Here is a 23,548-nt window from a genome sequence, read left to right on the forward strand (position 1 = left end):
ATAGGATCATGAGCGAACAATCGAAGAAGGATAGTGTCTTGGATCCGATTGAAGAAGCGATATATGATTTAATGCGCGGCAAAGTCATCATCGTGGTGGATGATGAAGATCGTGAGAATGAAGGGGATTTTATAGCTCTTGCTGAACGGGCGACACCAGAAGTCATCAATTTTATGATCACTGAGGGACGTGGTTTGGTCTGTATGCCAATTACCGCTGAGCGTGCGGAAGAGCTTGAACTACAGGCTATGGTCAGTCACAATACAGATAATCACGGCACAGCCTTTACTGTATCGGTTGACCATATAGATACAACTACTGGTATATCAGCAGGGGAAAGATCCTTGACTGTAAAGGCCATGATTGACCCTAAAGCGAAGCCGTCTGATTTCCGTAGACCTGGCCATATGTTCCCGCTGATTGCGAAAAAAGGTGGCGTACTGCGCCGTTCCGGACATACAGAGGCTGCTGTTGATTTAGCCCGTATGTGTGGTGCATATCCAGCCAGTGTGATTTGTGAAATTATCAAAGAAGATGGCTCGATGGCCCGGTTGCCTGATCTGGTTGAGATTGCTAAGAAGCATGATCTTAAGTTGATCAGCATCAAAGACCTCATTCACTATCGGAACGAGAAGGAACAGCTCGTCAATCGCGAGGTGTCTGTACGTCTGCCTACCGATTTCGGTGAGTTTCAGACCATTGCCTATACAAATGAAGTGGATGATAAAGAACATGTAGCATTGGTGAAGGGCGATATTTCCGGTGATGAGCCAGTGTTAGTACGAGTACATTCCGAATGCTTGACGGGTGACGTATTCCACTCCCATCGCTGCGATTGTGGTCCCCAGTTTGAAGCAGCGCTTCGGCAGATCGAAGCTGCTGGTAGAGGCGTATTGCTCTATATGCGTCAAGAAGGCAGGGGCATTGGTCTTATTAATAAGCTTAAAGCCTACAAGCTTCAAGAAGAAGGACTCGATACTGTAGATGCCAATCTAAAGCTTGGTTTTCCAGCAGATTTGCGTGATTACGGGATTGGAGCACAAATTCTGAAGGATCTAGGTATAAGTCAAATTCGTCTCTTAACGAACAATCCTAGAAAGATCAAAGGGTTGGAAGGTTATGGATTGGAAGTTGTTGAGCGAGTGCCAATTCAAATGCCGGAGAATAAGGATAATACTAATTATCTCCATACGAAGCAGGCGAAACTTGGGCATTTGCTGTCTTTTGACGACATTGAACAAAATGAGGATTCGAAAGTATAATCACACACAATAAAAAACGAAGGGTAGATGAATGATATGCCGAAATATTTAGAAGGACATTTAGTTTCCGAGGGGTTAAAATACGGAGTTGTAGTAGGACGTTTTAATGAATTTATTACAAGCAAGCTTTTGTCAGGTGCACTTGATGCATTTAAACGCCATGGTGCTAACGATGATGAAGTAGATGTTGCTTGGGTTCCAGGCGTGTTTGAAATTCCGTTAATCGCTCAAAAAATGGCGGAAAGCGGTAAATACGACGCTGTAATCACTTTAGGAACTGTTATCCGTGGCTCTACAACGCACTATGATTATGTATGTAATGAAGTTGCAAAAGGGGTAGCTGCAATCAATCTTAAAACCGGCGTGCCGACGATTTTTGGTGTAGTAACTACTGAGAATATTGAACAGGCCATTGAGCGTTCAGGAACCAAAGCAGGGAATAAAGGCTGGGATGCTGCGACTGCTGCGATTGAAATGGCGAATCTTAACAAACTGTTTAAGTAAGACAGCTATTGACGAATCAGTCGAATTCGTGCTTATTTATAGTATAAGAAGAAAGCATGGATTATAGAGCCCTTTCTACTTGTGTAGCGTCCTTTAGGGCGCTGCACTTTACTTTTTTTGGCGGGAGGATGCTTCGTGACTGTATTGTACAAGCTGGAAACGTTTGAAGGTCCGCTGGATCTGCTTTTGCATTTAATTGATAAGGCGGAAATCGACATCCAGGACATTCCGGTCGCCGAGATCACCGAACAGTATATGGAATACCTGCGAAGTATGCAGGAGCTTGAACTGGATATTACGAGTGAATTTCTCGTGATGGCCGCAACCCTATTATCTATAAAGAGCAAGCTATTGCTGCCCAAACCACCGGTCATTGAGATCGATGATTTTGAATATTACGAAGAAGATGAATTTGATCCACGAGCTGAACTCGTTCAGCGACTGATTGAGTATCGTAAATTCAAGAGTATTGCTGTTCATTTAATGGATATGGAGAGCGAGCGGAGCTTGATTTTTACGAAGGAGCCGGAGGATCTGGGTCCATACGTGCCTGAAGAGATTGACCATACGCTAAAAGGACTACATACTTCCGACCTTATAGCTGCTTTCCGTAAAGCACTTAGTAAGGCGGCAAGAAGGTCATCTTACCAGCGGATCACCCGGGACGAAATATCGGTAAAAGATCGTATACGTGATGTATCGGATGCGCTGCAGCGCAGAGGAAAAGGTGGAAGGCTCCATTTCTCAGCACTGCTTCACGATGAAATGGCGCGACACGAAATCGTAGTTACTTTTCTTGCGATTCTGGAACTGATGAAAATGAAGGCGATTTTTTGCTATCAAGAGAAATTGTTTGATGACATCGTAATGGAGTGGAGAGGAGGAGAACACTTCAATGGATTACAAAACGCTGAAATCGATTATTGAGGGCCTGTTGTTTCTATCAGGTGATGAAGGGATCTCCGTACGGCAAGTCGCCGAGATTACAGAGCAGCGGCCAGAGCTTGCAGCTGGGGCATTAGAAGAACTGAAAGAGGATTATGTAACACAGGAGCGGGGATTGCAGGTAGTCCAAATTGCCGGAAACTATCGGCTGGCTACATTACCTGAGCATGCCCATTATTTTGAACGCTTGGCTTATTCCCCATCCAGATCAACCTTGTCTCAGGCCGCATTAGAGACATTGGCGATCGTGGCCTATCGTCAGCCCATTACACGGGTGGAGATCGAAGAGATTCGAGGCGTGAAATCCGAACGTGCTATTCATACGCTGAATAACAAGGATTTGATCCATGAGGTAGGTCGTGCGGAGGCCGTAGGGCGTCCAATCTTATATGGGACGACTAAATCATTCTTGGAGAGCTTTGGCCTAGCAAGTCTGAATGAGCTGCCAGAACCATCTAACTTCGAATCCACTGATAATTTGGAAGAGGAGACACAGCTATTGTTCAATAAGCTGGATACTCAAATGACGTTCGAGGATATAGAGCAACCTTAGTTTTTTTTGTTATTCCGCAATGATTTGTATTGCTGGGACTGCCCATAAACCATTCGTAATGGTTTATGGGCAGTCCCTATTTTTTTGTAGAGCCACATTTTTTAGCCAAACCCCGAATTTTTTCCAGATTAAATTGCCATACTAAACCAAAGGTTCCCATTATTAAGGTTTCTTGGAGGTAAATACGTGACGTTATGGCTTGGAATACCCCTCGGATTGCTGGTACTGGCAATGATCCTGGTTCTGTCTTCATCTATCGATTTCCGCATCCGGTGCTATAAACATGACAAAAATGATCTGATCGAGTTAGATGTTAAGACACTTTTTGGTCTGATCAAACTCCACTATGAACTGCCTCGATTGGTCTTTAAGGGATTGGAGCAAGGCGTGCTTGGGAAGTTTAAAGAGACGGGTACCGCGACTATAGGTGTTGACACTGTAAAGGAAGAGCAATTCGATAAAGAAAGAATTGAGCGCTGGCGGGACAATATACAGCTAGCAGTGCAATCCACACGTGGATTGAAGAAGTGGTTCAAGGAAACTGTATCACATGTCAAAATATCAAAGCTCGACTGGTCCACAGACTTCTCACTAGGTGATGCGGCAGACACTGCCATAGTATCAGGAGCCGTCTGGGGATTGAAATGGAGCATTGTTGGATTTATTTCGCAGAGGGTCAAATTGAAACACAATCCACGAGTGTTTGTGAAGCCTGTTTTTCAAGATGAGCATTCTTTTTCAATGGAGTTCGTATGTGAGGGTAAATTGTCCGTTTCCTATGCCGTATACGCATCATTGCAGCTTATTCTTCGTGTCTTGAGGGAGGCGGGGGGAATCAGTAAGTGGAGAAAAATACTAAAACGGATGCGTAGGGAGTCTCATGGGCAAAGTTTAGAATGAAAGTTACATACAAATGCGTGGATGTGGGGATGATAAGCGCTGTAGAAGCAAGAGAAATCGTACTCAATTAAAGGAGGAAACAATATGAGCGACCATCCTATTCAGGGTCTAATGCAAACAGCGATGGAAAATATCAAGGGTATGGTAGATGTTAATACGATTGTTGGAGATCCAGTACAAACACCTGACGGAAGTATTATTCTGCCGATTAGTAAGGTGGCCTTTGGGTTTGCTGCAGGGGGTAGTGATTATCGAGTAGAGGATTCTATAAGTGGATCAAGCTCCCAAGGCGGTGTCAAAATGCTTCCTTTTGGTGGCGGTAGTGGGGGCGGTGTCTCCATCAGACCGATCGCTTTTCTAGTGGTTGGTAAGGATGGGGTAAACATTGTGCCACTCGACAATCAAACGCATTTGTTCGAAAAAATTATCGATGCCACGCCTGGGCTTATCGACAAAATCCAGACCATGTTCCAAAGCAGCAGTTCTTCAGGTCAAGCTGGGTCAACTGCTACACAAGCACCACAAGCACAAGCACCACAAGCACCTGCTAAACCCGATCCAAGTACATCCCAATCTTCAACACATTAGGTACACATAATTCAACAAATAGCCTCGGGGATATCGCCTTACATCAGGCGGTGTCCCTTTTTGTGTAGAGAGGACATACCCTAAGGCTGGTCCGCATACACTTGTACAACATAAGCATGAAATGAATGACTTTACTTAAGAACCGATAAGAATCCGGAGGATAAATATGAAGACAATAACCCGTAAATTTCCAATCGCCTTATTACTGAGCATTTTGCTGCTGTTTCTGACACCGCTAACTTTGATTCATGCGGAGAACAGCTCCATATCTACGCATGCAAGGGCAGCGGCGCTGATTGATGTGGAATCCGGGCGTATTTTGTATAGCAGTCGAGGAGATGAGCCGATGCTTATTGCCAGCCTGACTAAAATAATGACCGCCCTCGTCGCAATTGAGAATGGTGATTTAGCATCCAAAGTCAAAGTTGGTAAAAATGCTTTCGCCAAAGAAGGCTCCTCTATTTATTTACAGCAAGGTGAAGAGATGACGCTGGAAAATATGCTGTATGGTCTAATGCTGCGCTCTGGGAATGATGCGGCAACAGCGATCGCTGAACATATCGGCGGTTCTGAAGAAGGGTTTGTATACCTGATGAACAATAAGGCTGAAGAGCTCGGATTAAAAAATACTCATTTTGCTAATCCGCATGGTCTAGATGCTGAAGGTCATTATTCGAGTGCTAACGACTTAGCTGAACTGACGGCGTATGCTCTTCATAATCCTGTATTTAAACAAATTGTGAAGACACAGGAGAAAACTGCGGACAATCCAAATGAGAAATGGGATTACAAGTGGAGAAACAAGAATAAAATGCTGTACTTATATGAGGGCGCAGATGGTGTGAAGACAGGATATACCAAAAAAGCGCTACGCTGCCTGGTCAGCTCAGCGACCAGAAACGGCCAGCAGCTTGTCGCAGTGACTATAAATGATGGGGATGACTGGAATGATCATGCCTCACTGCTAAACTTCGGGTTTAATCATTATCCACTAAAAACAATGATCGAACGCGGGGATCCCGTTAGTGGTTATGACTTCGTGACAGCCAAAAAATTTGCCTATCCGCTTGGACAAGGCGAGCAGGATAGAGTGACCACTAAACTTGTCTTGAATCAGATCCCTGCGGCGTCAGTCAAAGCTGCAAGATCAAACTTTGGATTGCAAGGGGTTCTCGTTCTAGATCTAGGTGGCAAGGAGATAGGCCGGGTTCCAGTGTATACACGAGAGTCCTTACCTCCTGAGGAATCCGCTTATACTAAAAAATATAGTACAACGCAAGCACACACTTATCCTGCTGATAATTGGTTTCAGGCTATAGGGAGTGCACTGAAGGCGTTATTTAAATTGGGTGAAAGTTCCAAGTAAGCAGATAGCTGAATAATGAAGAGGGAGGCGTATCCATGATTAACGGGATCTGGCTAGGAATGATCATCATCGGTTTTCTGTTCGCCGCCGTTAACGGCAGAATGGATGAATTTACAGCCGCCGTATTCGACGGAGCCAAGAGTGGGGTTACAGTAAGTTTCGGCTTAATAAGTGTGCTTGTATTCTGGCTAGGAATCATGCGGATCGCAGAGGATGCGGGTTTGCTTAAAAAAATAGCCAAAATTCTTGGACCAATCGTAGCCTTCCTCTTTCCAGATGTGCCGAAGGGCCATCCTGCAATCGGATATATTCTCTCCAACATGAGCGCTAATTTGCTTGGACTTGGCAATGCGGCTACACCTATGGGGATCAAGGCGATGCAGGAGCTGCAGAAGCTCAACCCGGATAAAGAAACGGCCACACCAGCCATGTGTACCTTACTGGCGCTTAACACAGCAAGCATTACGCTAATTCCCGCGACGCTAATTGCGATCCGATTGAATTACAATTCGGCAGATCCTGCGGGAATAGTAGGCACAACCCTCGCCGCAACGGCTGTGGCGACTCTTGCGGCTATAGTGGCTGACCGGTTTTTCCGAAGGATGACGTTGCTGCGCAAACCTCCAAAGCCGCCGTCAGCAAAGTCTGGTTCTGCTCCATTGGCCAAGACGTCGCTGCCTAATTCTTCATTGAAAGGGTGAGCATGACTTGTACCAGTTAATCAGTCTCCTATCGGCATGGGCGATTCCGGTCATGATTACGTTCATCCCGCTCTATGCTTTTACGCGTAAAGTCCCGGTGTATGAGTCATTTGTCGAAGGGGCGAAGGATGGATTTGGAACGGCAATCGCGATTATTCCTCATCTTGTGGGAATGCTTGTGGCGATCAGCGTCTTTCGCGCATCGGGCGCACTCGACTTCCTTATGGGATTCATATCTCCTGCTCTGCGGGGACTTGGCGTACCTCCAGAAGTACTGCCGCTCGGCCTTCTGCGGCCCCTCACTGGGACAGGCTCGCTTGCTTATACCACGGATCTGATTCGCGTTCATGGTCCGGATTCTCTAATCGGCATGATTGCCTCCACCATACAAGGCAGCACGGACACAACGCTCTATGTATTAACGGTTTATTTTGGAGCCGTTGGTGTGCGTAACGGACGTTATGCACTTAAGGTAGGTTTATTCTCCGATGTTGTTGGCTTCGTCGCCGCGATCGCGGTCTGCCTCCTGCTTTTTGGGTAGGAGGCGTCACCCCCTTTCCTTCCTCGACATATGCTATTGCAGCAATGTGGAGGGAGGCAATCCGCTATGAACTACAAAGGTTTTATTCTGCATCAGTCTCGCTGTACTTCCATCAATGGCAAAGGCTTTGATTTCTGGGTTGGTGTGGACGGAGCCATTTATGCAGCACCGCTGCTGACCGATCCGGAGTATATTCACATTTGCTTGGAAGGTGATTTCAGCTGGGAAGATGGTATTCCTCCATTATCTGGAAGGAAGGATCAGCTATTTGCCACAGGTAAACTCATTTTAGAACTGGTAGAGCGATACCAAATCTCTCCTTTAATCATCGAACCCCACAATAATTACTGCCCAGGCGCATTTTTTCCATGGAATGAACTTGTGATTTATCCCTCTGATGGTTATCATTAATCTGAGGTGACTAGTCGAAAATGGAAAGATTACAGAAAATTTTGGCGCAGGCAGGTGTGGCGTCCAGACGTAAGTGTGAAGAAATGATTTTGGCCGGTAAAGTGGAAGTCAACGGGGAACTCGTAACTACGCTTGGCACGAAGGTGGACCCCGCAACAGATATTATTAAAGTCTCCGGTAGACTGATCCGGGGCGAGAACAAAATCTATATTATGTTCAACAAACCTAAAGGAGTCATTACAAGTGCTTCCGATCCAAAGGGTCGCAAGGTTGTAACAGACTACCTTAAAGGAATTACAGAACGGGTTTACCCTGTAGGCCGTCTGGATTATGATACGGAAGGACTGCTGCTGTTAACGAATGATGGAGATTTCGCTAACTTGCTTACCCATCCTAAGCATCATGTACCTAAGACGTATCACGCTACGGTCAAGGGTATCCCGCACGGTACTGCACTGGACAAGCTAAAGGCTGGGATCAAGCTGGAAGATGGTATGACAGCGCCTGCCGAAGTAGAGTACAAAGATATTGATGAAGCGAATAAAGAAGCAGTAATCAGCATTACGATTCACGAGGGACGTAACCGTCAGGTACGACGCATGTTTGATGCGATTTCACACCCCGTTCTCCGTCTGAAGCGGATTTCATTCGGGGATATTATGCTGCAAAATCTTAAACGTGGATCCTACCGTCATTTGACAAAAGATGAAATTAACCATCTGCAGCAAATTGCCAAAGCAGGATTACTCAAAGAAAGAACTCCACGTAAAGAGTCATAAAGACACACAATATTCACAATTAAACCCCCTAATACTGTGACGAAATTCGCTATAATGTTCATAGGATGTTCACACCTTACAACATAAGTATGAGTTGCGTCACAGAAGGGGGCTTTACATGTGGGTAAAGCGAGAAAACCAATTCAAATCGTAATTCTGTTTCTAATCGTTCTAGTGGGTGGTTATGCAATTGGTTCCTCTGTATTTGGTGGAAGCGGAAAACCAGAGGAAGGTAGTAAAGCGCCTGCCATTGATTTGCTGGGTCTTGATGGACTTGGGCATACGTTAGACGAGTATAAGGGTAAGGCTATTGTGCTGAATTTCTGGGGCTCATGGTGCACGCCATGTGTAAAAGAAATGCCGGCTCTCCAAGCACAATGGGAAAAATGGAAGGACAAAGATGTAGTCGTTATTGGAATCAACGTAGGTGAAGATCAGATGACTGTCGAGAATTTTGTGAAGCAAGTCAATATTGATTTTCCGATTTTGATGGACACGGGACGAGACGCTGTACGAAGTTATGGTATTTCTCCACTCCCCACTACTTTTTTTATTAATGCAAAGGGTAAAATTGACAGCATTCATATTGGCCAGCTTGATTTAGATTCACTAGATGATCAAATTGGGAAGCTGGTGGATTGATGAGTGAACGCGAGGCTTTTATAACCAATACCAAATGTGAATGTGGCCATCAGAACCCTGTAGGCACTGTTCTATGTGAAGCATGCGGAAAGCCGCTTGGCAAAGAATCGGACTGGGGCGAGAATCTGGAAATGCGTTATGATGGTGTAGCCCGTCGTTCGCAGCGTGTTAATCCAAGCATTATTGATCGAGTTTGGAACTTTTTTTCATCTGTCAAAATAGCGATATATCTAATCGTTTTGACACTGTTAGGCTCTATGCTGGGAACCATTTTCCCTCAGGAGAGTACTTTCCTTAATATTGATGCATCGAGTTATTATAAGCAGGAGTACGGAACAGCTGGGGACATCTACTATAAGCTTGGACTTTCACATACATACGAATCCTGGTGGTTTGTGACTCTACTCGTAATGATTGGTGCTTCATTAGTCATTTGTAGTTTGGACAGAGTACTTCCGCTATATAAGGCATTAACTAGGCAGAAGATTCGGAAACATCGTCAGTTCTTAACTCGGCAAAAGGCTGTGCTAGTTACTGAAGTGCAAGAAGAACCAGAAGCTTGGGTTGCTCGGGTGGTTCAGCCTATGCGTAAAAAGGGCTACCGAGTCAAGACGGATGGAGGAGCTCTGCTGGCAGAGAAACACCGCTTCAGCCGCTGGGGGCCTTACGTAATACATATTGGTTTGATTATTTTTTTACTTGCTGTACTGGCAAGAGGATTGCCTGGTCTCAACATGGATCAGCATCTTGCTTTCCCGCAAGGGGAGATTACACAGATTCCGGATACTACCTATTATTTAAAAAACGAGAAATTCACCGTAGAGTTCTACACAGATGAAGAGATGCCTGAGGAGTTTCGAGGCAAAAAGATCCTTCCAAAATTATTCCAAACTAAAGCAGTGCTATATAAATGTACCGCGGATTGCGCAGATCCTACTAAGGAACCGCAGCTTACCGAGGTGACAACGCATAATATCCAAGTAAACTCACCTTTGGATTATAAAGGATTGAAAGCGTATCAGTTTGATTATGATCTAACGCCTGTGCTGCGTTCTGTACAGCCAGTGCTTAAGAATTCCACCACTGGGGAGTCGTACGGTAAATTCAAACTGGATATGAAGAATCCGCAGCGTACAATTACAGTGGGACCCTATACGATGACTTTAAAAGAGAAGTATATGGATTTTGGACTGAATGAGGATGGTCAGCCGATATCTAAGTCGCCTTATCCGAATGCACCAGCATTCTTATTCTTGATTCAAGGACCAAATTTGCCTGCGGAAGGGCAGCAGTACTTCTATTTTCCTAAGCAGGTAGATAAGTCTCAGTTTCAGCAGGTGGCTATTAACGATAAGCTTGGTGGCAGTAATAGATTTCTTGAGCTTGAAGTGGACAACATGAGCGATGTTGATTTTTCGGAATCGACTACATACTTGAATATACGTATTGATCGTGCAATGCCTTTTGTATGGTTAGGTTCAGCAATCGTGATGCTGGGTTTAATCCTTGGATTTTACTGGCAGCATAGACGCATCTGGCTTACCGTTGTAAACGGAGAGCTAATACTCGGAGGACATACGAACAAGAATTGGTTCGGTTTCCGTCGTGAGATCGTTTCTATTTTAGAAAAAGTAGATATGGTAGTCGATGAAAAATCAATAGATAATGGAGGAGGCCTTACATGAGCTTGCTCGATATCAGCAGTGCCGTCTTTATTGCCGCATTCTTATTATACAGCGGGTCGTTTATGTTATTCACTATCGCTATCATGGGTCGCAAGTGGTCGGGCCGCAAGCCAGAGGAACATACTGCTCGATGGGGTAAAATAGCTTTTATTGTTTCTTCTATAGGTCTTATCTTTCATCTTATTTATTTCTTTACACGTTGGTTTGGTGCAGGACATATTCCGGTCAGCAATATGTATGAGTTCATGACTTTCTTATCCATGATGGTTATGGTAGCCTTTACAGTGATGTACGCGATCTATCGCAAAGTTATTCTCGGTCTGTTTGCAGTTCCAATTAGCATTATTTTGATGGCGTACGCAGCTGTATTTCCACAGGAGGTTCAGCCGTTAATTCCATCCCTGCAATCGAACTATCTCAAGATTCACGTAACACTGGCAGCACTAGGTGAATCCTTTTTCGCGGTAGGTTTTGCGGCAGGGCTGATGTATCTGCTACGGACTGTTAATTTTTCCAGTAAAGAGAAGGCGGATCGTAAGCAACAGAGACTGATTGAATTTACTCTCTTTTCAATCATTGTTATAATTGGGTTTCTGGGTTCAGTTTTTGCTTTCCGCGGAGCAGGTTATGAGACTGTTTTTGTCCGTCCCAACGTTACGATTGACAGCGCAGGGCAGGAAAATAGTACAATAGAGAAAGTGAGTTATCGAATGCCGCCGATTGTGGCTCCTCACAATAGCGAAATTGAAAGCTTCCAGTCGTTTCTTGGCATGAAAGAACCTCTCTTTGAAGCTCCTTCATGGATGAATGGTGTGAATGCTGGCCGGAAGTTTAATACTGTAATCTGGTCGATTCTTTCCGGATTACTCCTTTACGGAATTCTTCGCTTGATCGTACGCAAGCCACTAGGCGCAGCGATTCACCCGGTTATGGAGGGGATTGATGAAGTCGATCTAGATGAGATAACGTATAGGGCGATAGCCATTGGCTTTCCTATTTTCACATTAGGCGCTTTGATTTTTGCAATGATATGGGCGCAAATAGCCTGGGGAAGATTCTGGGGATGGGACCCCAAAGAAGTCTGGGCACTCGTTACTTGGCTCTTCTATAGTGCTTATCTTCATTTACGATTGGCTCGTGGATGGCAAGGGCGAAAATCTGCCTGGCTTGCCGTTCTAGGCTTTTTGGTCGTAATGTTTACCTTAGTTGGCGTTAATCTAGTCATCGCCGGACTTCATTCTTATGCGGGGACGGACTGAGCATAGTTTACCTGCTAACACAGCACAATGGATTTAAGGTTACGTTCTACTGTATTTGATGAAGGGGTTGTTGTGAAATGGCAGATCATTTAAACAGAATTCTGGTAGTGGATGATGAGGAACGCATTCGCCGCCTGCTAAAGATGTATCTTGAAAAAGAAGGTTATGAAATCGACGAGGCTGAAGATGGCGAAATCGCTCTTCGCAAAGCAACAGCAAATGACTACGGTCTAATTTTGCTGGATGTTATGCTGCCTGGCATTGATGGAATGGAAGTGCTGACCCGACTCAGAGGGGTCAAATCGACACCTGTCTTAATGCTTACAGCTAAAGGCGAAGAGATTAATCGTGTACAGGGCTTTGAAATGGGCGCGGATGATTATGTCGTGAAGCCATTTAGTCCTCGCGAAGTGATTTATCGCGTGAAGGCCATTATGCGCCGTTCTTCAGCAACAGCATTTTTGTCCAAAGAGAGCAACTCCAGTAATAACATTGTATTCACTCATCTTATTATTGAGCATGACGCACACCGAGTAACTGCTGGTGGTGAAGAAGTGAGTCTGACACCGAAAGAATACGAACTGCTGCATTATTTGGCGATTTCACCGGATAAAGTGTTCTCTCGTGAAGAACTACTTAAAGATGTTTGGAATTATGAGTTTTTCGGAGATTTGCGTACAGTCGATACCCATGTTAAGCGTCTTCGTGAAAAACTGAATAAAGTATCACCGGAATCCGCGGCGATGATTACAACTGTATGGGGTGTAGGCTACAAACTTGAGGTACCTAAATAAGTGAACTTCTGGAGAAGTCTTGTCGGCAAGCTGTGGGTCACGATCATCTGCCTGGTCGCTGTCGTGCTTATTACACTCGGGTTGTTTCTACTTCCCTATATCGACAGCAACTTTGCTAATTCCGGCGATATCAAACGTTTATTTATGTATACGTGCATGATCGGATTTTCTTTGACGACATTCTTCGCGTTGTTCTTGTTTACCAAGATCACTCAACCGATGCAACGTGTCATCGAGGCTGCAAACAACATTCGACGTGGTGAATACGGAACAAGGCTGACGCTGGTCACAAGTGACGAGATTGGCCAATTGGCGACTTCCTTCAACCATATGGCTGAGGAGTTGGAAGAGAATATTCGCAGTCTGCACCATGAGAAGGGCCATCTATCCAGTGTATTACGCAGCATGAGTGATGCTGTAATCACCTTTGACATCGAAGGTCAGATTATTCTGACCAATCCGCATGGTCAATCGCTACTTGAGAGCTGGAGCGATTTAGAGTGGGAGCAAGAGAGTGACATTGAACCTCATACGGAAACGGCTGAGAGTAATGTTCCACCTCCCCTGCGTCCTTTATTTTTGAGCACGTTGAAACAAGGCGGCGATGAGCGTTCTAATGTACATGTCCGGCAGGGCGTGTGGTCCGTCCATATGGCACCTTTATATTCTGAGGGTAGTATTCGTGGAGTGGTTGCTGTTCTGCGTGATGTGACTGAAGAAGTACGACTCGAAAAAATGCGCCGTGACTTCGTGGCAAACGTCTCTCATGAGATTCGGACGCCATTATCGATGATGCAAGGTTATAGTGAGGCTTTACTTGACGGCATGGCTTCTTCACCAGAGGAAAGCAGTGAACTGATTCAAGTCATTCATGATGAATCGCTCCGTATGGGACGTCTTGTAAAGGATCTGCTCGACCTTGCACGAATGGAAGCTGGACATACGGATATGTTGAAGGCAGAAGTAGATATGAACGAACTGCTGGAACGAGTGTATCGCAAATTTTCCGTACGTGCGAAAGAGCGTGATATTCATCTGCAGCTAAATAAAGAGAGCGATGTCCTTGTTCTTAAGGCGGCGGATGAAGATAAGCTTGAGCAGGTCTTAACCAATTTGCTCGATAATGCTTTTCGTCATACGCAGGGTGGCAAGAAGATTACAGTTCATACAGGAACTTGTGTCTTAGAAGGGCGTCGCTATTTTGAAATTAAAATTCAGGATGAAGGCGTCGGCATTCCGCAGGAAGATCTGCCTTATATATTTGATCGTTTCTACAAAGCCGATAAGGCACGTGTACGGGGAGAATCAGGTGGAACGGGACTCGGGCTTGCGATTGTTAAAAATATTGTTGAGTCGCATCACGGAACCATTTCAGCTTCCAGTAAGTTAGGCGAAAGTACAACCTTTACGCTAAGACTTCCTGTCGAAAAACAGTAATTCCAAACACAATGTGTGATAGCGCCTCTGACAGCAGAGGTGCTTTTTGTTGAAACAAACACATTAATCTTGTTCATCGTGGAACATATCTCATTGTTTATGCTTGGGAGGCCATCAAATGATTTTATCTTTAGACCAAGGGACTACCAGTTCACGAGCCATAGTGTTCGATGAGGACGCTAGAATCGTCTCACAAGGGCAATATGAGGTTGAACAATCTTTCCCACACCCTGGCTGGGTGGAGCATGACCCAGAGCAAATTTGGGCGTCACAGCTTGCAGCAGCAAGAGATGCGATTACTCAGGGCGGGATAACGAATCAGGAAATATATTCCATTGGAATTACAAATCAGAGGGAAACGGCCCTGATCTGGGATAGAGCAACAGGCAAGCCGATTTATCCTGCGATTGTGTGGCAGGACAGACGTACTGCAGAGCTGTGTGAAGAGATCAAGAGTAAGGGCTTAGAGGGACTCATTGCTAGCAAGACGGGACTCGTTGTGGATGCTTATTTTTCTGCAACAAAATTCTCCTGGATTCTCGATCATGTAGACGGCGCACGAGAGCGGGCGAATAATGGCGAGCTACTAGCTGGGACAGTAGACAGCTGGCTAATCTGGAAGCTTACTGGCGGGGCTGTACATGCTACTGATGTAACTAATGCATCGCGTACGATGCTATATAATCTACATGAGCGCTGCTGGGACGAAGAGCTAATGGAGGAGCTTCGTGTACCACGCACCATCCTGCCAGAAGTGAGGATGTCCGGTAGTGAATTTGGAGTAGCAGACGCGCAGTGGTTCGGGACAGAAATACCTATTCACTCTGTATTGGGGGATCAACAAGCTGCTTTGTTTGGACATACTTGTCTTGAACCCGGCAGTGCCAAAAACACATATGGAACTGGATGCTTTATTCTGATGAATACAGGTACAGAAGCTGTAGTCTCCAGTCATGGGCTGTTGACCACTGTAGCTTGGGGAATGGGGGATGAACTCTATTATGCACTCGAGGGCAGTGTGTTTGTAGCCGGAGCGGCTGTACAATGGCTTCAGGAGGGGTTAGGACTCATAACGGAGCCGGCAGGCTCGGAAGACAAAGCACGGGAAGTAGAGGACAGTGAAGGGGTTGTCGTCGTACCTGCTTTTACTGGACTAGGTGCCCCTTATTGGGATATGTATGCACGTGGAGCAGTCTTCGGTCTAACTAGAGGAACCACCTCGGGGCATTTGGTAAGAGCAACGTTAGAGTCATTAGCATTTCAGTCTAGAGATGTAATTGGGGCGATGGAAAAAGATGCAGGCATGCCATTGACAGGACTTCGTGTAGATGGTGGAGCGGTTCGCAATGATTTGCTGATGCAGTTCCAGTCTGATATCCTCGGTAGTGAAGTTACTCGAACTACATATGCGGAGACGACTGCGCTGGGAGCAGCACTTCTGGCTGGATTAACCTCAGGAGTCTGGACAAGAGAGCAGCTAGAAAGCTTTAACAAAGCTGAGAGGGTCTTTTCACCTGTAATGGGTATAGATGAGCGTGAACGACGTTACAACGCCTGGAAAGACGCTGTAGCGCGTACCATGGGCTGGGAAAAACATGAAAGATATCAGTGATCAGGGAGATGCATATGTCTATGTTTAATGGAACAGAATCTGATCTACCGAGTGGACTATCTAAGCCTGCACTTCGAGCGCTTCATGGTGCTGGGTATACACAGATTCACCAAATCAGTAAGCTCACTGAGTCAGAGCTTCTGCAGCTCCATGGGATGGGACCAAAAGGGATTGATGTACTACGGCGTGCGCTCACTGCAAAGGGGTTATCCTTTGCCAGCGAGTCCTAAAGAACAGATCAACCTAAAAAGCGGCAAGCTAAGGATAATCCTTGGCCTGCCGCTTTTTAGGTTGTAACGCTTAATATTCAATAACAAATGCAACGTTTTGCCATCCAGCGCCCACTGTCCAGAACAGAACTTTATCTCCGCGTTCGATCTTTCCTGTAGTAATAGCTTTGTGTAGAGCGATAAACGGGCTACTGGTTGAGGTGTACCCGAATTCATCACCTATGTAAACCGCAACTTCACGGTCAATACCCACTTTTTCACAAACACCAACGATATTAGGCAGTGAAAGCTGTGAGAAACAGGCCGCTTTAATAGATTCAGGCGCTATGTTGTTATCAGATAGAAGCGTGCGAATCGATTCAGAAGCAGCATCTACGCAAATGGAATCATCAAATGGAATGAACTTCACATTGAATTCTCCAGCCGCTACGCCTTTTCTACCCAGATTAGCCAAGCCTTCAGCCGGGAACATGGAGTTGCCATAAACGCATGTGTCTGTTTGATAGACAGAATCAATGAAGCCTACCGCATTATCATCGCGCACAAGAAGGACTGCCGCAGCTGCATCACCGAAGTTAGCATAATAGACAGGATCATTCTTATCTGCATGAGGTGCTACATAATCGGATCCGATGACCAAAGCACGTTTAATTCTAGGATTGGCTTGCATTTGACGGCTCACCTGTTCTACGGAAGCAGTCATACCTGCACAGTTAGCGTTGCTATCAATACAAATTGTATGGGATGCGCCGTTAATTAAACGGTGAATCATTAAAGAGTTAGTAGGAAAGATATATTCAGGAGTTTGACTTGCATAGGCAATAAGATCGATATCAGCGCCAGTGAGACCATTTTTATCCAACACATTACTGGCAGCCTCAAAAGCCATCGTAAGAGAATTTTCTTCCTCATTCTTAATGCTATAGCGCGTATCACGACCTAAAGTGGTCAGTAGACCTCGGATATCAATACCCTTTTCGTCAAAATGCTTAATAAAAAAGTCGTTACCAACTTTATTACTAGGATGATAGATATCAATGTCTTGAATACGAATTCCGGTCATAAGAATGAATCCTCCTGAAAAACTCTATAGTTTTTTTAGTTATAAGAAGAATTAAGCTGTAACGGTGGAAATGATCTCGATGTTATCTAGTCCTGCTTTACGACCCAGACGAGCAAGCTGCATTTTAAGAATTGGGTTATTCTCAAGGGTTAGATTTACTTTTACAAATCCATCATTCTTAAACATTACGAAGCAACCTTCCAAAAGAGGCACAACATCAGGAGCAGTTACGTTTAGCTTTCTGCAGTCGATTTGTAATTCATAGTCAGCTGGAGTGATAGGATTAATAGTTTGTTGATAAGCTTGGATAGATTTCAGACCATCTTCTTCAGAAAATGTTCCTTCCAGCTCAATATTGATCACTTTTTTAGTAGTGTCTGTCTTTAAAATAAACTGTCCCACGTTAACATCTCCCGATATTTTAATTTTACTGAAAATAGTTACTTTATTTCTTCAATCGTTTCGAGAAGGATATTAAAAGCGGTGATGATTCTAGGTGCCCCTATAGCGGGTACTAAGTGTAATAGAATACCTTTGAGTTGTTCTACAGTAACACCCACACGAAGAGCCATGACATAATGGACACCCAGTTGATCAAACTGACCCATCGAAATCAGGGCAGAGATAACTGCGATTTCCTTCCAGTCAGCTTCGATTGTGTTGCGTTGAAAAATATCGCCGTAGGCATTCCCCATAATAAATTCAGCCAAATCGGGGAAATGTTCTTTAATCGGAGCCAGTGCTTTAGCTCCGTAGTCTCCTGAGAGATTCGTGAAGTGGTTCAGACCACTGTTTACATTGTCTTTCATAAGTGGTGACCTCCTAATTTAGGTTCAAAGTACGGTGAGCAGTCGGAGGGACCTCATCACGATCTGTTAGCAGTTCAATGACGGCAACACGGTTGATGGCAACAGCGTCCTTGATGGCTGTTTCGAACTCCTCCGCTGTCTCACATTTGTAACCCTTAGCACCTAGTGATTCTGCGAATTTCACAGCGTCCATAGGGACTTCGTAGATAGTTCCGTCAATACGTCCTGTAGTTTTTTCCATACCTTTTAGAGCCATATCTAGCTGTTTATTATTCACAACAATGAATATGACAGGAATATCCTTGCAGACAGCAGCGTTAATCTCTGCGCCTAGCATCATAAAGCAGCCATCTCCTGTAATGCAGAAAATCGTTTCTTCTGGAGCAGCAACCTTTGCACCAATCGCCATCCCGATGGAATTACCCATGCAAGCAAAGTAAGCATCGAAAACAAAACTGCCCGGTTTCTTAACCTTGTACCATTTCGCAGCATGGAAACCGTGACTTCCATCATCAACAAAGACTGTGCTGTTATAAGGAATCAAATCACTCATCGTACTCAAGACCGATGCAAGTGAAAGGTTTGGTAAAATCGGAGGCTCTTCGGTATAATCGGAATTTGTCGGTGCTTCGCGTTTTGTGATATTGTTCGTGTCAATATTATTGAGATAGTAAACTAGATTGTCGCGTAGATCTCCAGTCACTGGAATCGTTTTAGAGAACAATATTTTTCCGACAAAAGTCGGATCGCTATCAAACTGAATTAATGTTGCAGGATGATTTTCCCTTTTAAGATTACAAATAGTCATATCACTTAAACGTGACCCGAGAACGATAAATAGATCACTTTGATTCAGCAAGTCATCCCCATGGGTACAACCGCCTACTCCAATTGGACCGTGATAGAGTGGATGATCCCAAGCTATAGCCCCTTTACCACCTGGAGATGTAACTACAGGAATATTAAATGTTTCCGCTAATTGAATTAGCTCACTATGTGCTCCTGAGCGGTTAACGCCCTTACCTGCGATAATTATTGGATTCTTAGAGTTATTTATAGCATCAAGTACACGGTCGATATTAGCATGGCTAACCAGTGATTCGCGTTCAGGGATTACAATATTACATTCCTCTAGCAATTCCGTTTGTACATCAAAAGGAATACAAAGGTGAACTGGACCACGATTACCGCTCAAAGCAATGGATATGGCATGATTAAAGATTGTGTTAAAGTGATCTCCACGTTCAATAAGCTTGCTATATAAGGTGGCAGGTCTAAACATATCAGCTAAATCAGCTAGAAAAGAGGTAGAGTCCTGACATTGGGGAATTCCAAGCTCTTTAATAGATTGATGGCCAGTAATAAATAGGACAGGTAGGTTGTTAGCCTTAGCATGTGCTGCTGCAGTTAATAGGTTTGTTCCACCAGGACCTGAAGTACCAAAAGCTACACCTAGTTTTCCAGTTTTAAGCGCATACCCGGCTGCTTCGAAGCCGGAACTGGACTCATGTCTCCCAGGAATAAATTCAATACCGTAATCTACCATTTTAAGAACAATAGGACAAATGGATTTCCCGATAATACCAAAGGAATGGGTAACACCTAGGTTCCGTAGTGCTTCCGACATGTAATCTGCGACTGTCTTCAAAAAATACACCTCACAAGTTGATTGTTATTTTAAAATCAAACATTAGAAAACCTGTGCTCTGAATTAGGGCACAGGTTGGTGGCATAAATCGCCATAGAGACTGAACAATTGTTCAGTCGTTTTGGTTTTCTGCAACCTGGCAGTCATGGCCTCTGATTAAAAAAATGAGGCTGTAGATCCATGGTTTTGCGTCATCCTCTTTCGAAGATTTTGCCAATATTAATTTTAAAATTTATAAGAAGAATTTTCCTTTACAATATATTCCTAGAGAACCTTTGTCAATATATTTTCGCAAATTAACTCGAATTTTGACGAAAGTATTGTCCAACCTATGAAATAATAGATATAAAAAAACTCCCCCTAAGTCAAAACTTAGGAGGAGTTTTTGGACTTGTTTATATGATTTGCAAGTGACTTAAAACTTGAAAATATGGATAGTCTTCTGTAGATTAAACACAGCCTGTGTCATTTTCTCAGTTTCTTCAGCAACAGACTGCAGGGCATTAATTTGTTCATTCATAGCGGCGGATACTTCCTCGGTGCCGGCAGCGGTTTGCTGTGTGATCGCAGAGATATTCTCTATTGCACTTGAGATTTTCAAGGCACTTTCCAACATCAGATCACTTTCAGCAGAGAAGGAAGAGATTTGCTCGGTAATATACTGCACACTTTGCACAATTTGAGCAAAGATATGAGCAGATTGAGTGATCATCTCATTCTGTACCTGTACGACTTCTTCGTTGATAGCGATATTGTCAATCGCTTGTTTGATATCAGTTTCGATGCTCCGAACTAAGCCAAAGACTTCCTTCGTTGAAGCCGTTGATTCCTCGGCAAGTTTACGAACCTCCTGTGCGACTACAGCAAATCCTCGACCATGCTCTCCGGCGCGTGCTGCTTCGATGGAGGCATTCAGCGATAAGAGGTTGGTCTGCTCAGCGATCTCTGTGATGGTTTTTGTAATCATCGTAATTCCGCGAGCATTATGAGACAGGGCTTCGATAGTATCAGCTACTTTTTGAGTAGCCTGGATGTTTTTGCGCATGCCTTCAGCTTGAGTATCAACGGACTGCCGTCCTTGTTCAACTAGTTCTAATGTATGTATTGAACGTCTGTTCATTTCTTTCGTTGAGTTCGTATAATTGGATACTTTATTCTCAATATCTTTAATAGATTCTGTCATTTCAGCGATATCCGTAGATATTTCATTTGCACCAAGAGCTAGCTCGTTAGACGAAGAGGCTACCTGTGCCATGACAATTTTCAAATTCTGATTCTTATCTTCGATTCCACGGCTTGCATCCATAACTTGACGAGTGATTTGTGATGCTTCTGTCAAAATCTTCTTGAGCTTGTCAATCATAGTATTAAAGGAACGACTTACGTCCCCCATAGACCCGTTCTCATCGGCTCTACTAGTAAAATCCCCTTTTGAAATACTATGAGATACATTCGCGATGTCATCAAAAGAAGATGTAAGCGTTCTCTCGATAAAGCGGGCCACTGGGAAGGTTAGAGCAGCAAGAACAACGATTAGAACAATACCCAAAATAATGTTGCCTAAGATCATAAAAGTAACTAAAACAGGAATGGCAAATAGTGCGGCAACGAGGTAACATCCGGCAACAATTCTTTGTTTTAACGGAAGTTTATGCATCCAGTTCATTGGTATAATGTCCTCCTTATTAATATTATGTATTGGTGTTATTATATGGGATTTAAAGGTGATTGGTCTATAGTAAGAACTGACATAAATCTTCTTTTCGGAGTAGTTCTTTAGATTTCGTGTCAAAAATCCTCATAAATAGCGGAAATTTTTGCGATAGCAGACTTTACCATCTCTAAAAGTTCTTGCGGTGAAAGTACAATAACTGAGGGACTAAAAGAAAGGATTATCCGGCAGGCCGACTCGATCGTATTAAATTCGGCATCTACGTTCACCCACTCTGCATTGCTAGTTGGCTCTATCAATTGGACAGAGACGAATCTTTCTCGCTGTAATTCTTTTAAGACAGATGCTCTAACCCTTAGCTTTACTTGATACTTCGGCAGTGCTGCTTTAAAGGCCGTGGTGGACTCTTCCCAGTACTGTTTTAAATCAAAGTCATCAGGTCTTTTAAACCACTCATGTGTCTCCTCAACGTTAACTAATCTGGACACACGAAAGGTCCGTAGTTCATCTTTGCTTTTGGCTACGACATACCATACTCCACGTTTTGCAACTAACCCAAGAGGTTCAATGAAACGGACCGTTGTCTCGTTGCTCCGGAGATAAGTGATTTTTACTTTACGGTCCTCCCAAAGTGCTCTCTGCAGTACAGAAAGGAACGGATAAGTCTCATCCGAAGGATGCCAACTGGCGCCATCAATATGAATACGCTCGCTTAGGTAATTTGCTGGGTTACTAAGTCGATGTGAGGATGCAGCCTCTAGTTTGAGAAGAGCGGAAGAGTAGTCGTCTTGTATCCCCAGATCCTTCATTATAGATGCGTCAGCGGACAGAAGCAGTGAACCAATCTCTTGTGGCTTCATTCCCGTTAGGGAGGTTCGGTACCCTTCAGTAAGCATCCAGCCTCCTTCACGACCACGTTCAGCTAAAATGGGTATTCCTGAAGCACTTAATGCTTCCATATCACGAAATACAGTTCGTTCTGATACCTCGAGTGTTTGGGCCAATTCTCTAGAAGTCATTTTTCCACGATTTTGCAACAGAAGTAATATTGATAACAAACGGTCGGCTCTCATTAGGCTATTGTACCTCCTCGAATTAATGATTGGACGATCACCATTAATCATTTCTAAATTATGATTATATTATATATGTCAGTTGATGTCATATATACGGGCTATACTTATAAAACGTAAGGAATATTCACAGAATATTGAAATCCGAATTCATGTGGAAAGGGTTGAGGGCTATGACATTGAAAGGGAAAGTCGCATTGGTTACCGGGAGCAGCAGAGGTGCTGGGAGGGGGATCGCTTTAGAATTAGCGAGAAGAGGAGCTTTTGTCTATATTACAGGGAGGACCACAGATGTATCCGTCACAGAACATATTAAGGGGAGTATAGATAGCGTACTTAGAGAAATAAAAGAGAGTGGAGGTTCTGGTGCGGTAATACGATGTGACCATACGAAGGATCAAGAAACAGAAGCAGTGATCCGCCAGATCGCTGAAGAGCAAGGTCGGCTCGATATCTTAGTTAACAACGTATGGGGAGGCAATGATTTAGCTATCGAGCAGAAGCCTTTTTGGGAGCTGCCTACAGCTCATTGGGACAATATGTTTAATGCCGGTGTGAGAGCACAGATGATCACAAATTATTACGCAATTCCCTTGATGCGCAAGGCAAAATCTGGTGGTCTAATTATCCATACAACCTTCTGGGATCATTATAAATATTTAGGCAACTTTTATTATGATCTTTCTAAAAATGCACTTTTACGTATAGCTTTCGGATTGTCGAAGGAGTTAAAGGATGACGGCATTGCGGTTATTCCACTTTCACCTGGATGGATGAGAACAGAAGCGGTTCTAGAAGCCATGAATACAGATGAGGAACATTGGCAAGAAGTTGAGGAACTGAACATGAGTGAATCGACGACATATATTGGTCGAGCAGTGACTGCACTAGCCGCTGATCCAGAGGTTATGTCTATGTCCGGTGAGCCACAGCTGGTTGGAAAGCTTGCTGAAAAATATGGTTTTACAGATATTGATGGAAGGATAATCTCTTCGTTCATAATATAGGAAGAAAAAGATTCGTAAAATAATAAGAAAGGCCACTCCAATACATTCTGGAATGGCCTTTCTATAT

At 44.1% G+C, this 23,548-nt stretch carries 25 protein-coding genes and 1 riboswitch; of the genes, 19 read left to right on the top strand and 6 right to left on the bottom strand.

All coding sequences use genetic code 11. From position 1 onward, the window contains the following. Positions 1–8: 8 nt before the first annotated feature. From MKY52_RS18260 to MKY52_RS18345, 18 genes are all read left to right on the top strand, one after another. Positions 9–1,262: a bifunctional 3,4-dihydroxy-2-butanone-4-phosphate synthase/GTP cyclohydrolase II gene (locus MKY52_RS18260; protein ID WP_076284543.1), complete on the top strand. Its 1,254-nt coding sequence runs from the start codon at positions 9–11 to the stop codon at positions 1,260–1,262. 36 nt (positions 1,263–1,298) lie between these two features. Next, complete coding sequence (gene ribH / locus MKY52_RS18265; protein ID WP_042194286.1) at positions 1,299–1,766, top strand: 6,7-dimethyl-8-ribityllumazine synthase; 468 nt, start codon at positions 1,299–1,301, stop codon at positions 1,764–1,766. Positions 1,767–1,901: 135 nt separating this feature from the next. Next, the gene (locus MKY52_RS18270; RefSeq protein WP_149646795.1) at positions 1,902–2,693 is read left to right on the top strand and encodes a segregation and condensation protein A; all 792 of its coding nucleotides are present in this window, start codon (positions 1,902–1,904) and stop codon (positions 2,691–2,693) included. Then, a complete protein-coding gene (gene scpB / locus MKY52_RS18275) occupies positions 2,662–3,264 on the top strand; it encodes an SMC-Scp complex subunit ScpB (protein ID WP_042190273.1) in 603 nt (200 codons plus the stop codon). The genes MKY52_RS18270 and scpB overlap by 32 nt, the downstream gene beginning before the upstream one ends. 186 nt (positions 3,265–3,450) lie before the next feature. Continuing rightward, positions 3,451–4,164 (top strand): DUF2953 domain-containing protein, encoded by a 714-nt coding sequence (locus MKY52_RS18280; RefSeq protein WP_341052693.1) that lies wholly within the window; start codon positions 3,451–3,453, stop codon positions 4,162–4,164. Positions 4,165–4,248: 84 nt separating this feature from the next. Then, on the top strand, positions 4,249–4,752 hold the full coding sequence (gene ytfJ / locus MKY52_RS18285) for a GerW family sporulation protein (protein ID WP_076284545.1): 504 nt from the start codon (positions 4,249–4,251) through the stop codon (positions 4,750–4,752). A gap of 166 nt (positions 4,753–4,918) precedes the next feature. Next, positions 4,919–6,118, top strand: a complete 1,200-nt coding sequence (locus tag MKY52_RS18290; protein ID WP_341052694.1) for a D-alanyl-D-alanine carboxypeptidase family protein — start codon at positions 4,919–4,921, stop codon at positions 6,116–6,118. A gap of 35 nt (positions 6,119–6,153) precedes the next feature. Further along, on the top strand, positions 6,154–6,819 hold the full coding sequence (locus tag MKY52_RS18295) for a nucleoside recognition domain-containing protein (RefSeq protein ID WP_076284546.1): 666 nt from the start codon (positions 6,154–6,156) through the stop codon (positions 6,817–6,819). 52 nt (positions 6,820–6,871) lie between these two features. Beyond that, positions 6,872–7,360, top strand: a complete 489-nt coding sequence (locus tag MKY52_RS18300) for a spore maturation protein (protein ID WP_042190265.1) — start codon at positions 6,872–6,874, stop codon at positions 7,358–7,360. 66 nt (positions 7,361–7,426) lie between these two features. After that, the gene (locus tag MKY52_RS18305; protein WP_341052695.1) at positions 7,427–7,771 is read left to right on the top strand and encodes a peptidoglycan recognition protein family protein; all 345 of its coding nucleotides are present in this window, start codon (positions 7,427–7,429) and stop codon (positions 7,769–7,771) included. 20 nt (positions 7,772–7,791) lie between these two features. After that, positions 7,792–8,550 carry a pseudouridine synthase gene (locus MKY52_RS18310; RefSeq protein WP_036676166.1) on the top strand — a complete coding sequence of 253 codons (759 nt, stop codon included), beginning with the start codon at positions 7,792–7,794 and terminating at the stop codon, positions 8,548–8,550. 120 nt (positions 8,551–8,670) lie between these two features. Continuing rightward, on the top strand, positions 8,671–9,192 hold the full coding sequence (locus MKY52_RS18315; RefSeq protein ID WP_042190261.1) for a redoxin domain-containing protein: 522 nt from the start codon (positions 8,671–8,673) through the stop codon (positions 9,190–9,192). After that, positions 9,192–10,877 (top strand): cytochrome c biogenesis protein ResB, encoded by a 1,686-nt coding sequence (gene resB / locus MKY52_RS18320; protein WP_341052700.1) that lies wholly within the window; start codon positions 9,192–9,194, stop codon positions 10,875–10,877. Before MKY52_RS18315 ends, resB begins: the two co-directional genes overlap by 1 nt. Further along, complete coding sequence (gene ccsA / locus MKY52_RS18325; RefSeq protein ID WP_341052701.1) at positions 10,874–12,136, top strand: cytochrome c biogenesis protein CcsA; 1,263 nt, start codon at positions 10,874–10,876, stop codon at positions 12,134–12,136. Before resB ends, ccsA begins: the two co-directional genes overlap by 4 nt. Before the next feature lie 77 nt (positions 12,137–12,213). Then, positions 12,214–12,930, top strand: coding sequence for a response regulator transcription factor (locus MKY52_RS18330; RefSeq protein WP_036676174.1), 717 nt, complete (start codon positions 12,214–12,216; stop codon positions 12,928–12,930). Then, positions 12,931–14,367 carry an ATP-binding protein gene (locus MKY52_RS18335; protein WP_341052702.1) on the top strand — a complete coding sequence of 479 codons (1,437 nt, stop codon included), beginning with the start codon at positions 12,931–12,933 and terminating at the stop codon, positions 14,365–14,367. 118 nt (positions 14,368–14,485) lie between these two features. Beyond that, a complete protein-coding gene (gene glpK / locus MKY52_RS18340) occupies positions 14,486–15,979 on the top strand; it encodes a glycerol kinase GlpK (protein ID WP_341052705.1) in 1,494 nt (497 codons plus the stop codon). A gap of 14 nt (positions 15,980–15,993) precedes the next feature. Next, complete coding sequence (locus tag MKY52_RS18345; protein WP_341052707.1) at positions 15,994–16,209, top strand: DNA-binding protein; 216 nt, start codon at positions 15,994–15,996, stop codon at positions 16,207–16,209. Positions 16,210–16,279: 70 nt separating this feature from the next. Here MKY52_RS18345 and MKY52_RS18350 read toward each other — a convergent pair whose 3' ends face one another. The 6 genes from MKY52_RS18350 to MKY52_RS18375 form a co-directional block, all read right to left on the bottom strand. Beyond that, on the bottom strand, positions 16,280–17,272 hold the full coding sequence (locus MKY52_RS18350; protein WP_042190247.1) for a 3-oxoacyl-[acyl-carrier-protein] synthase III C-terminal domain-containing protein: 993 nt from the start codon (positions 17,270–17,272) through the stop codon (positions 16,280–16,282). Between the two features lie 51 nt (positions 17,273–17,323). Next, positions 17,324–17,674: a hypothetical protein gene (locus MKY52_RS18355; protein WP_042190245.1), complete on the bottom strand. Its 351-nt coding sequence runs from the start codon at positions 17,672–17,674 to the stop codon at positions 17,324–17,326. 38 nt (positions 17,675–17,712) lie between these two features. Further along, entirely contained in the window at positions 17,713–18,081 is a 369-nt protein-coding gene (locus tag MKY52_RS18360) for a carboxymuconolactone decarboxylase family protein (protein ID WP_042129622.1), read from the bottom strand. Between the two features lie 13 nt (positions 18,082–18,094). Beyond that, a complete protein-coding gene (locus MKY52_RS18365; RefSeq protein ID WP_052404378.1) occupies positions 18,095–19,738 on the bottom strand; it encodes a thiamine pyrophosphate-binding protein in 1,644 nt (547 codons plus the stop codon). Positions 19,739–19,856: 118 nt separating this feature from the next. Continuing rightward, positions 19,857–19,954: riboswitch (cyclic di-GMP riboswitch) on the bottom strand. A 190-nt stretch (positions 19,955–20,144) separates the two neighbouring features. Continuing rightward, a complete protein-coding gene (locus tag MKY52_RS18370; protein ID WP_042190241.1) occupies positions 20,145–21,395 on the bottom strand; it encodes a methyl-accepting chemotaxis protein in 1,251 nt (416 codons plus the stop codon). Between the two features lie 122 nt (positions 21,396–21,517). Then, positions 21,518–22,474: a helix-turn-helix transcriptional regulator gene (locus MKY52_RS18375; protein WP_341052710.1), complete on the bottom strand. Its 957-nt coding sequence runs from the start codon at positions 22,472–22,474 to the stop codon at positions 21,518–21,520. A 173-nt stretch (positions 22,475–22,647) separates the two neighbouring features. On the opposite strand from MKY52_RS18375, the gene MKY52_RS18380 reads away from it, so the two are divergent. Then, positions 22,648–23,481 (top strand): SDR family NAD(P)-dependent oxidoreductase, encoded by an 834-nt coding sequence (locus MKY52_RS18380; RefSeq protein ID WP_341052711.1) that lies wholly within the window; start codon positions 22,648–22,650, stop codon positions 23,479–23,481. Positions 23,482–23,548 lie beyond the last annotated feature (67 nt).

This window comes from Paenibacillus sp. FSL P4-0184, assembly GCF_038004625.1.
In the GTDB taxonomy this organism is placed as follows: Bacteria; Bacillota; Bacilli; order Paenibacillales; family Paenibacillaceae; genus Paenibacillus_AQ.

Excerpts from the sequence above, each read along its gene's own strand:
- MKY52_RS18260 (WP_076284543.1), top strand. The coding sequence starts at position 9 with ATGAGCGAACAATCGAAGAAGGATAGTGTCTTGGATCCGATTGAAGAA.
- ribH (WP_042194286.1), top strand. The coding sequence starts at position 1,299 with ATGCCGAAATATTTAGAAGGACATTTAGTTTCCGAGGGGTTAAAATAC.
- scpB (WP_042190273.1), top strand. The coding sequence starts at position 2,662 with ATGGATTACAAAACGCTGAAATCGATTATTGAGGGCCTGTTGTTTCTA.
- ytfJ (WP_076284545.1), top strand. The coding sequence starts at position 4,249 with ATGAGCGACCATCCTATTCAGGGTCTAATGCAAACAGCGATGGAAAAT.
- MKY52_RS18290 (WP_341052694.1), top strand. The coding sequence starts at position 4,919 with ATGAAGACAATAACCCGTAAATTTCCAATCGCCTTATTACTGAGCATT.
- MKY52_RS18295 (WP_076284546.1), top strand. The coding sequence starts at position 6,154 with ATGATTAACGGGATCTGGCTAGGAATGATCATCATCGGTTTTCTGTTC.
- MKY52_RS18300 (WP_042190265.1), top strand. The coding sequence starts at position 6,872 with ATGATTACGTTCATCCCGCTCTATGCTTTTACGCGTAAAGTCCCGGTG.
- MKY52_RS18305 (WP_341052695.1), top strand. The coding sequence starts at position 7,427 with ATGAACTACAAAGGTTTTATTCTGCATCAGTCTCGCTGTACTTCCATC.
- MKY52_RS18310 (WP_036676166.1), top strand. The coding sequence starts at position 7,792 with ATGGAAAGATTACAGAAAATTTTGGCGCAGGCAGGTGTGGCGTCCAGA.
- resB (WP_341052700.1), top strand. The coding sequence starts at position 9,192 with ATGAGTGAACGCGAGGCTTTTATAACCAATACCAAATGTGAATGTGGC.
- ccsA (WP_341052701.1), top strand. The coding sequence starts at position 10,874 with ATGAGCTTGCTCGATATCAGCAGTGCCGTCTTTATTGCCGCATTCTTA.
- MKY52_RS18330 (WP_036676174.1), top strand. The coding sequence starts at position 12,214 with ATGGCAGATCATTTAAACAGAATTCTGGTAGTGGATGATGAGGAACGC.
- glpK (WP_341052705.1), top strand. The coding sequence starts at position 14,486 with ATGATTTTATCTTTAGACCAAGGGACTACCAGTTCACGAGCCATAGTG.
- MKY52_RS18345 (WP_341052707.1), top strand. The coding sequence starts at position 15,994 with ATGTCTATGTTTAATGGAACAGAATCTGATCTACCGAGTGGACTATCT.
- MKY52_RS18350 (WP_042190247.1), bottom strand. The coding sequence starts at position 17,272 with ATGACCGGAATTCGTATTCAAGACATTGATATCTATCATCCTAGTAAT.
- MKY52_RS18360 (WP_042129622.1), bottom strand. The coding sequence starts at position 18,081 with ATGAAAGACAATGTAAACAGTGGTCTGAACCACTTCACGAATCTCTCA.
- MKY52_RS18370 (WP_042190241.1), bottom strand. The coding sequence starts at position 21,395 with ATGAACTGGATGCATAAACTTCCGTTAAAACAAAGAATTGTTGCCGGA.
- MKY52_RS18375 (WP_341052710.1), bottom strand. The coding sequence starts at position 22,474 with ATGAGAGCCGACCGTTTGTTATCAATATTACTTCTGTTGCAAAATCGT.
- MKY52_RS18380 (WP_341052711.1), top strand. The coding sequence starts at position 22,648 with ATGACATTGAAAGGGAAAGTCGCATTGGTTACCGGGAGCAGCAGAGGT.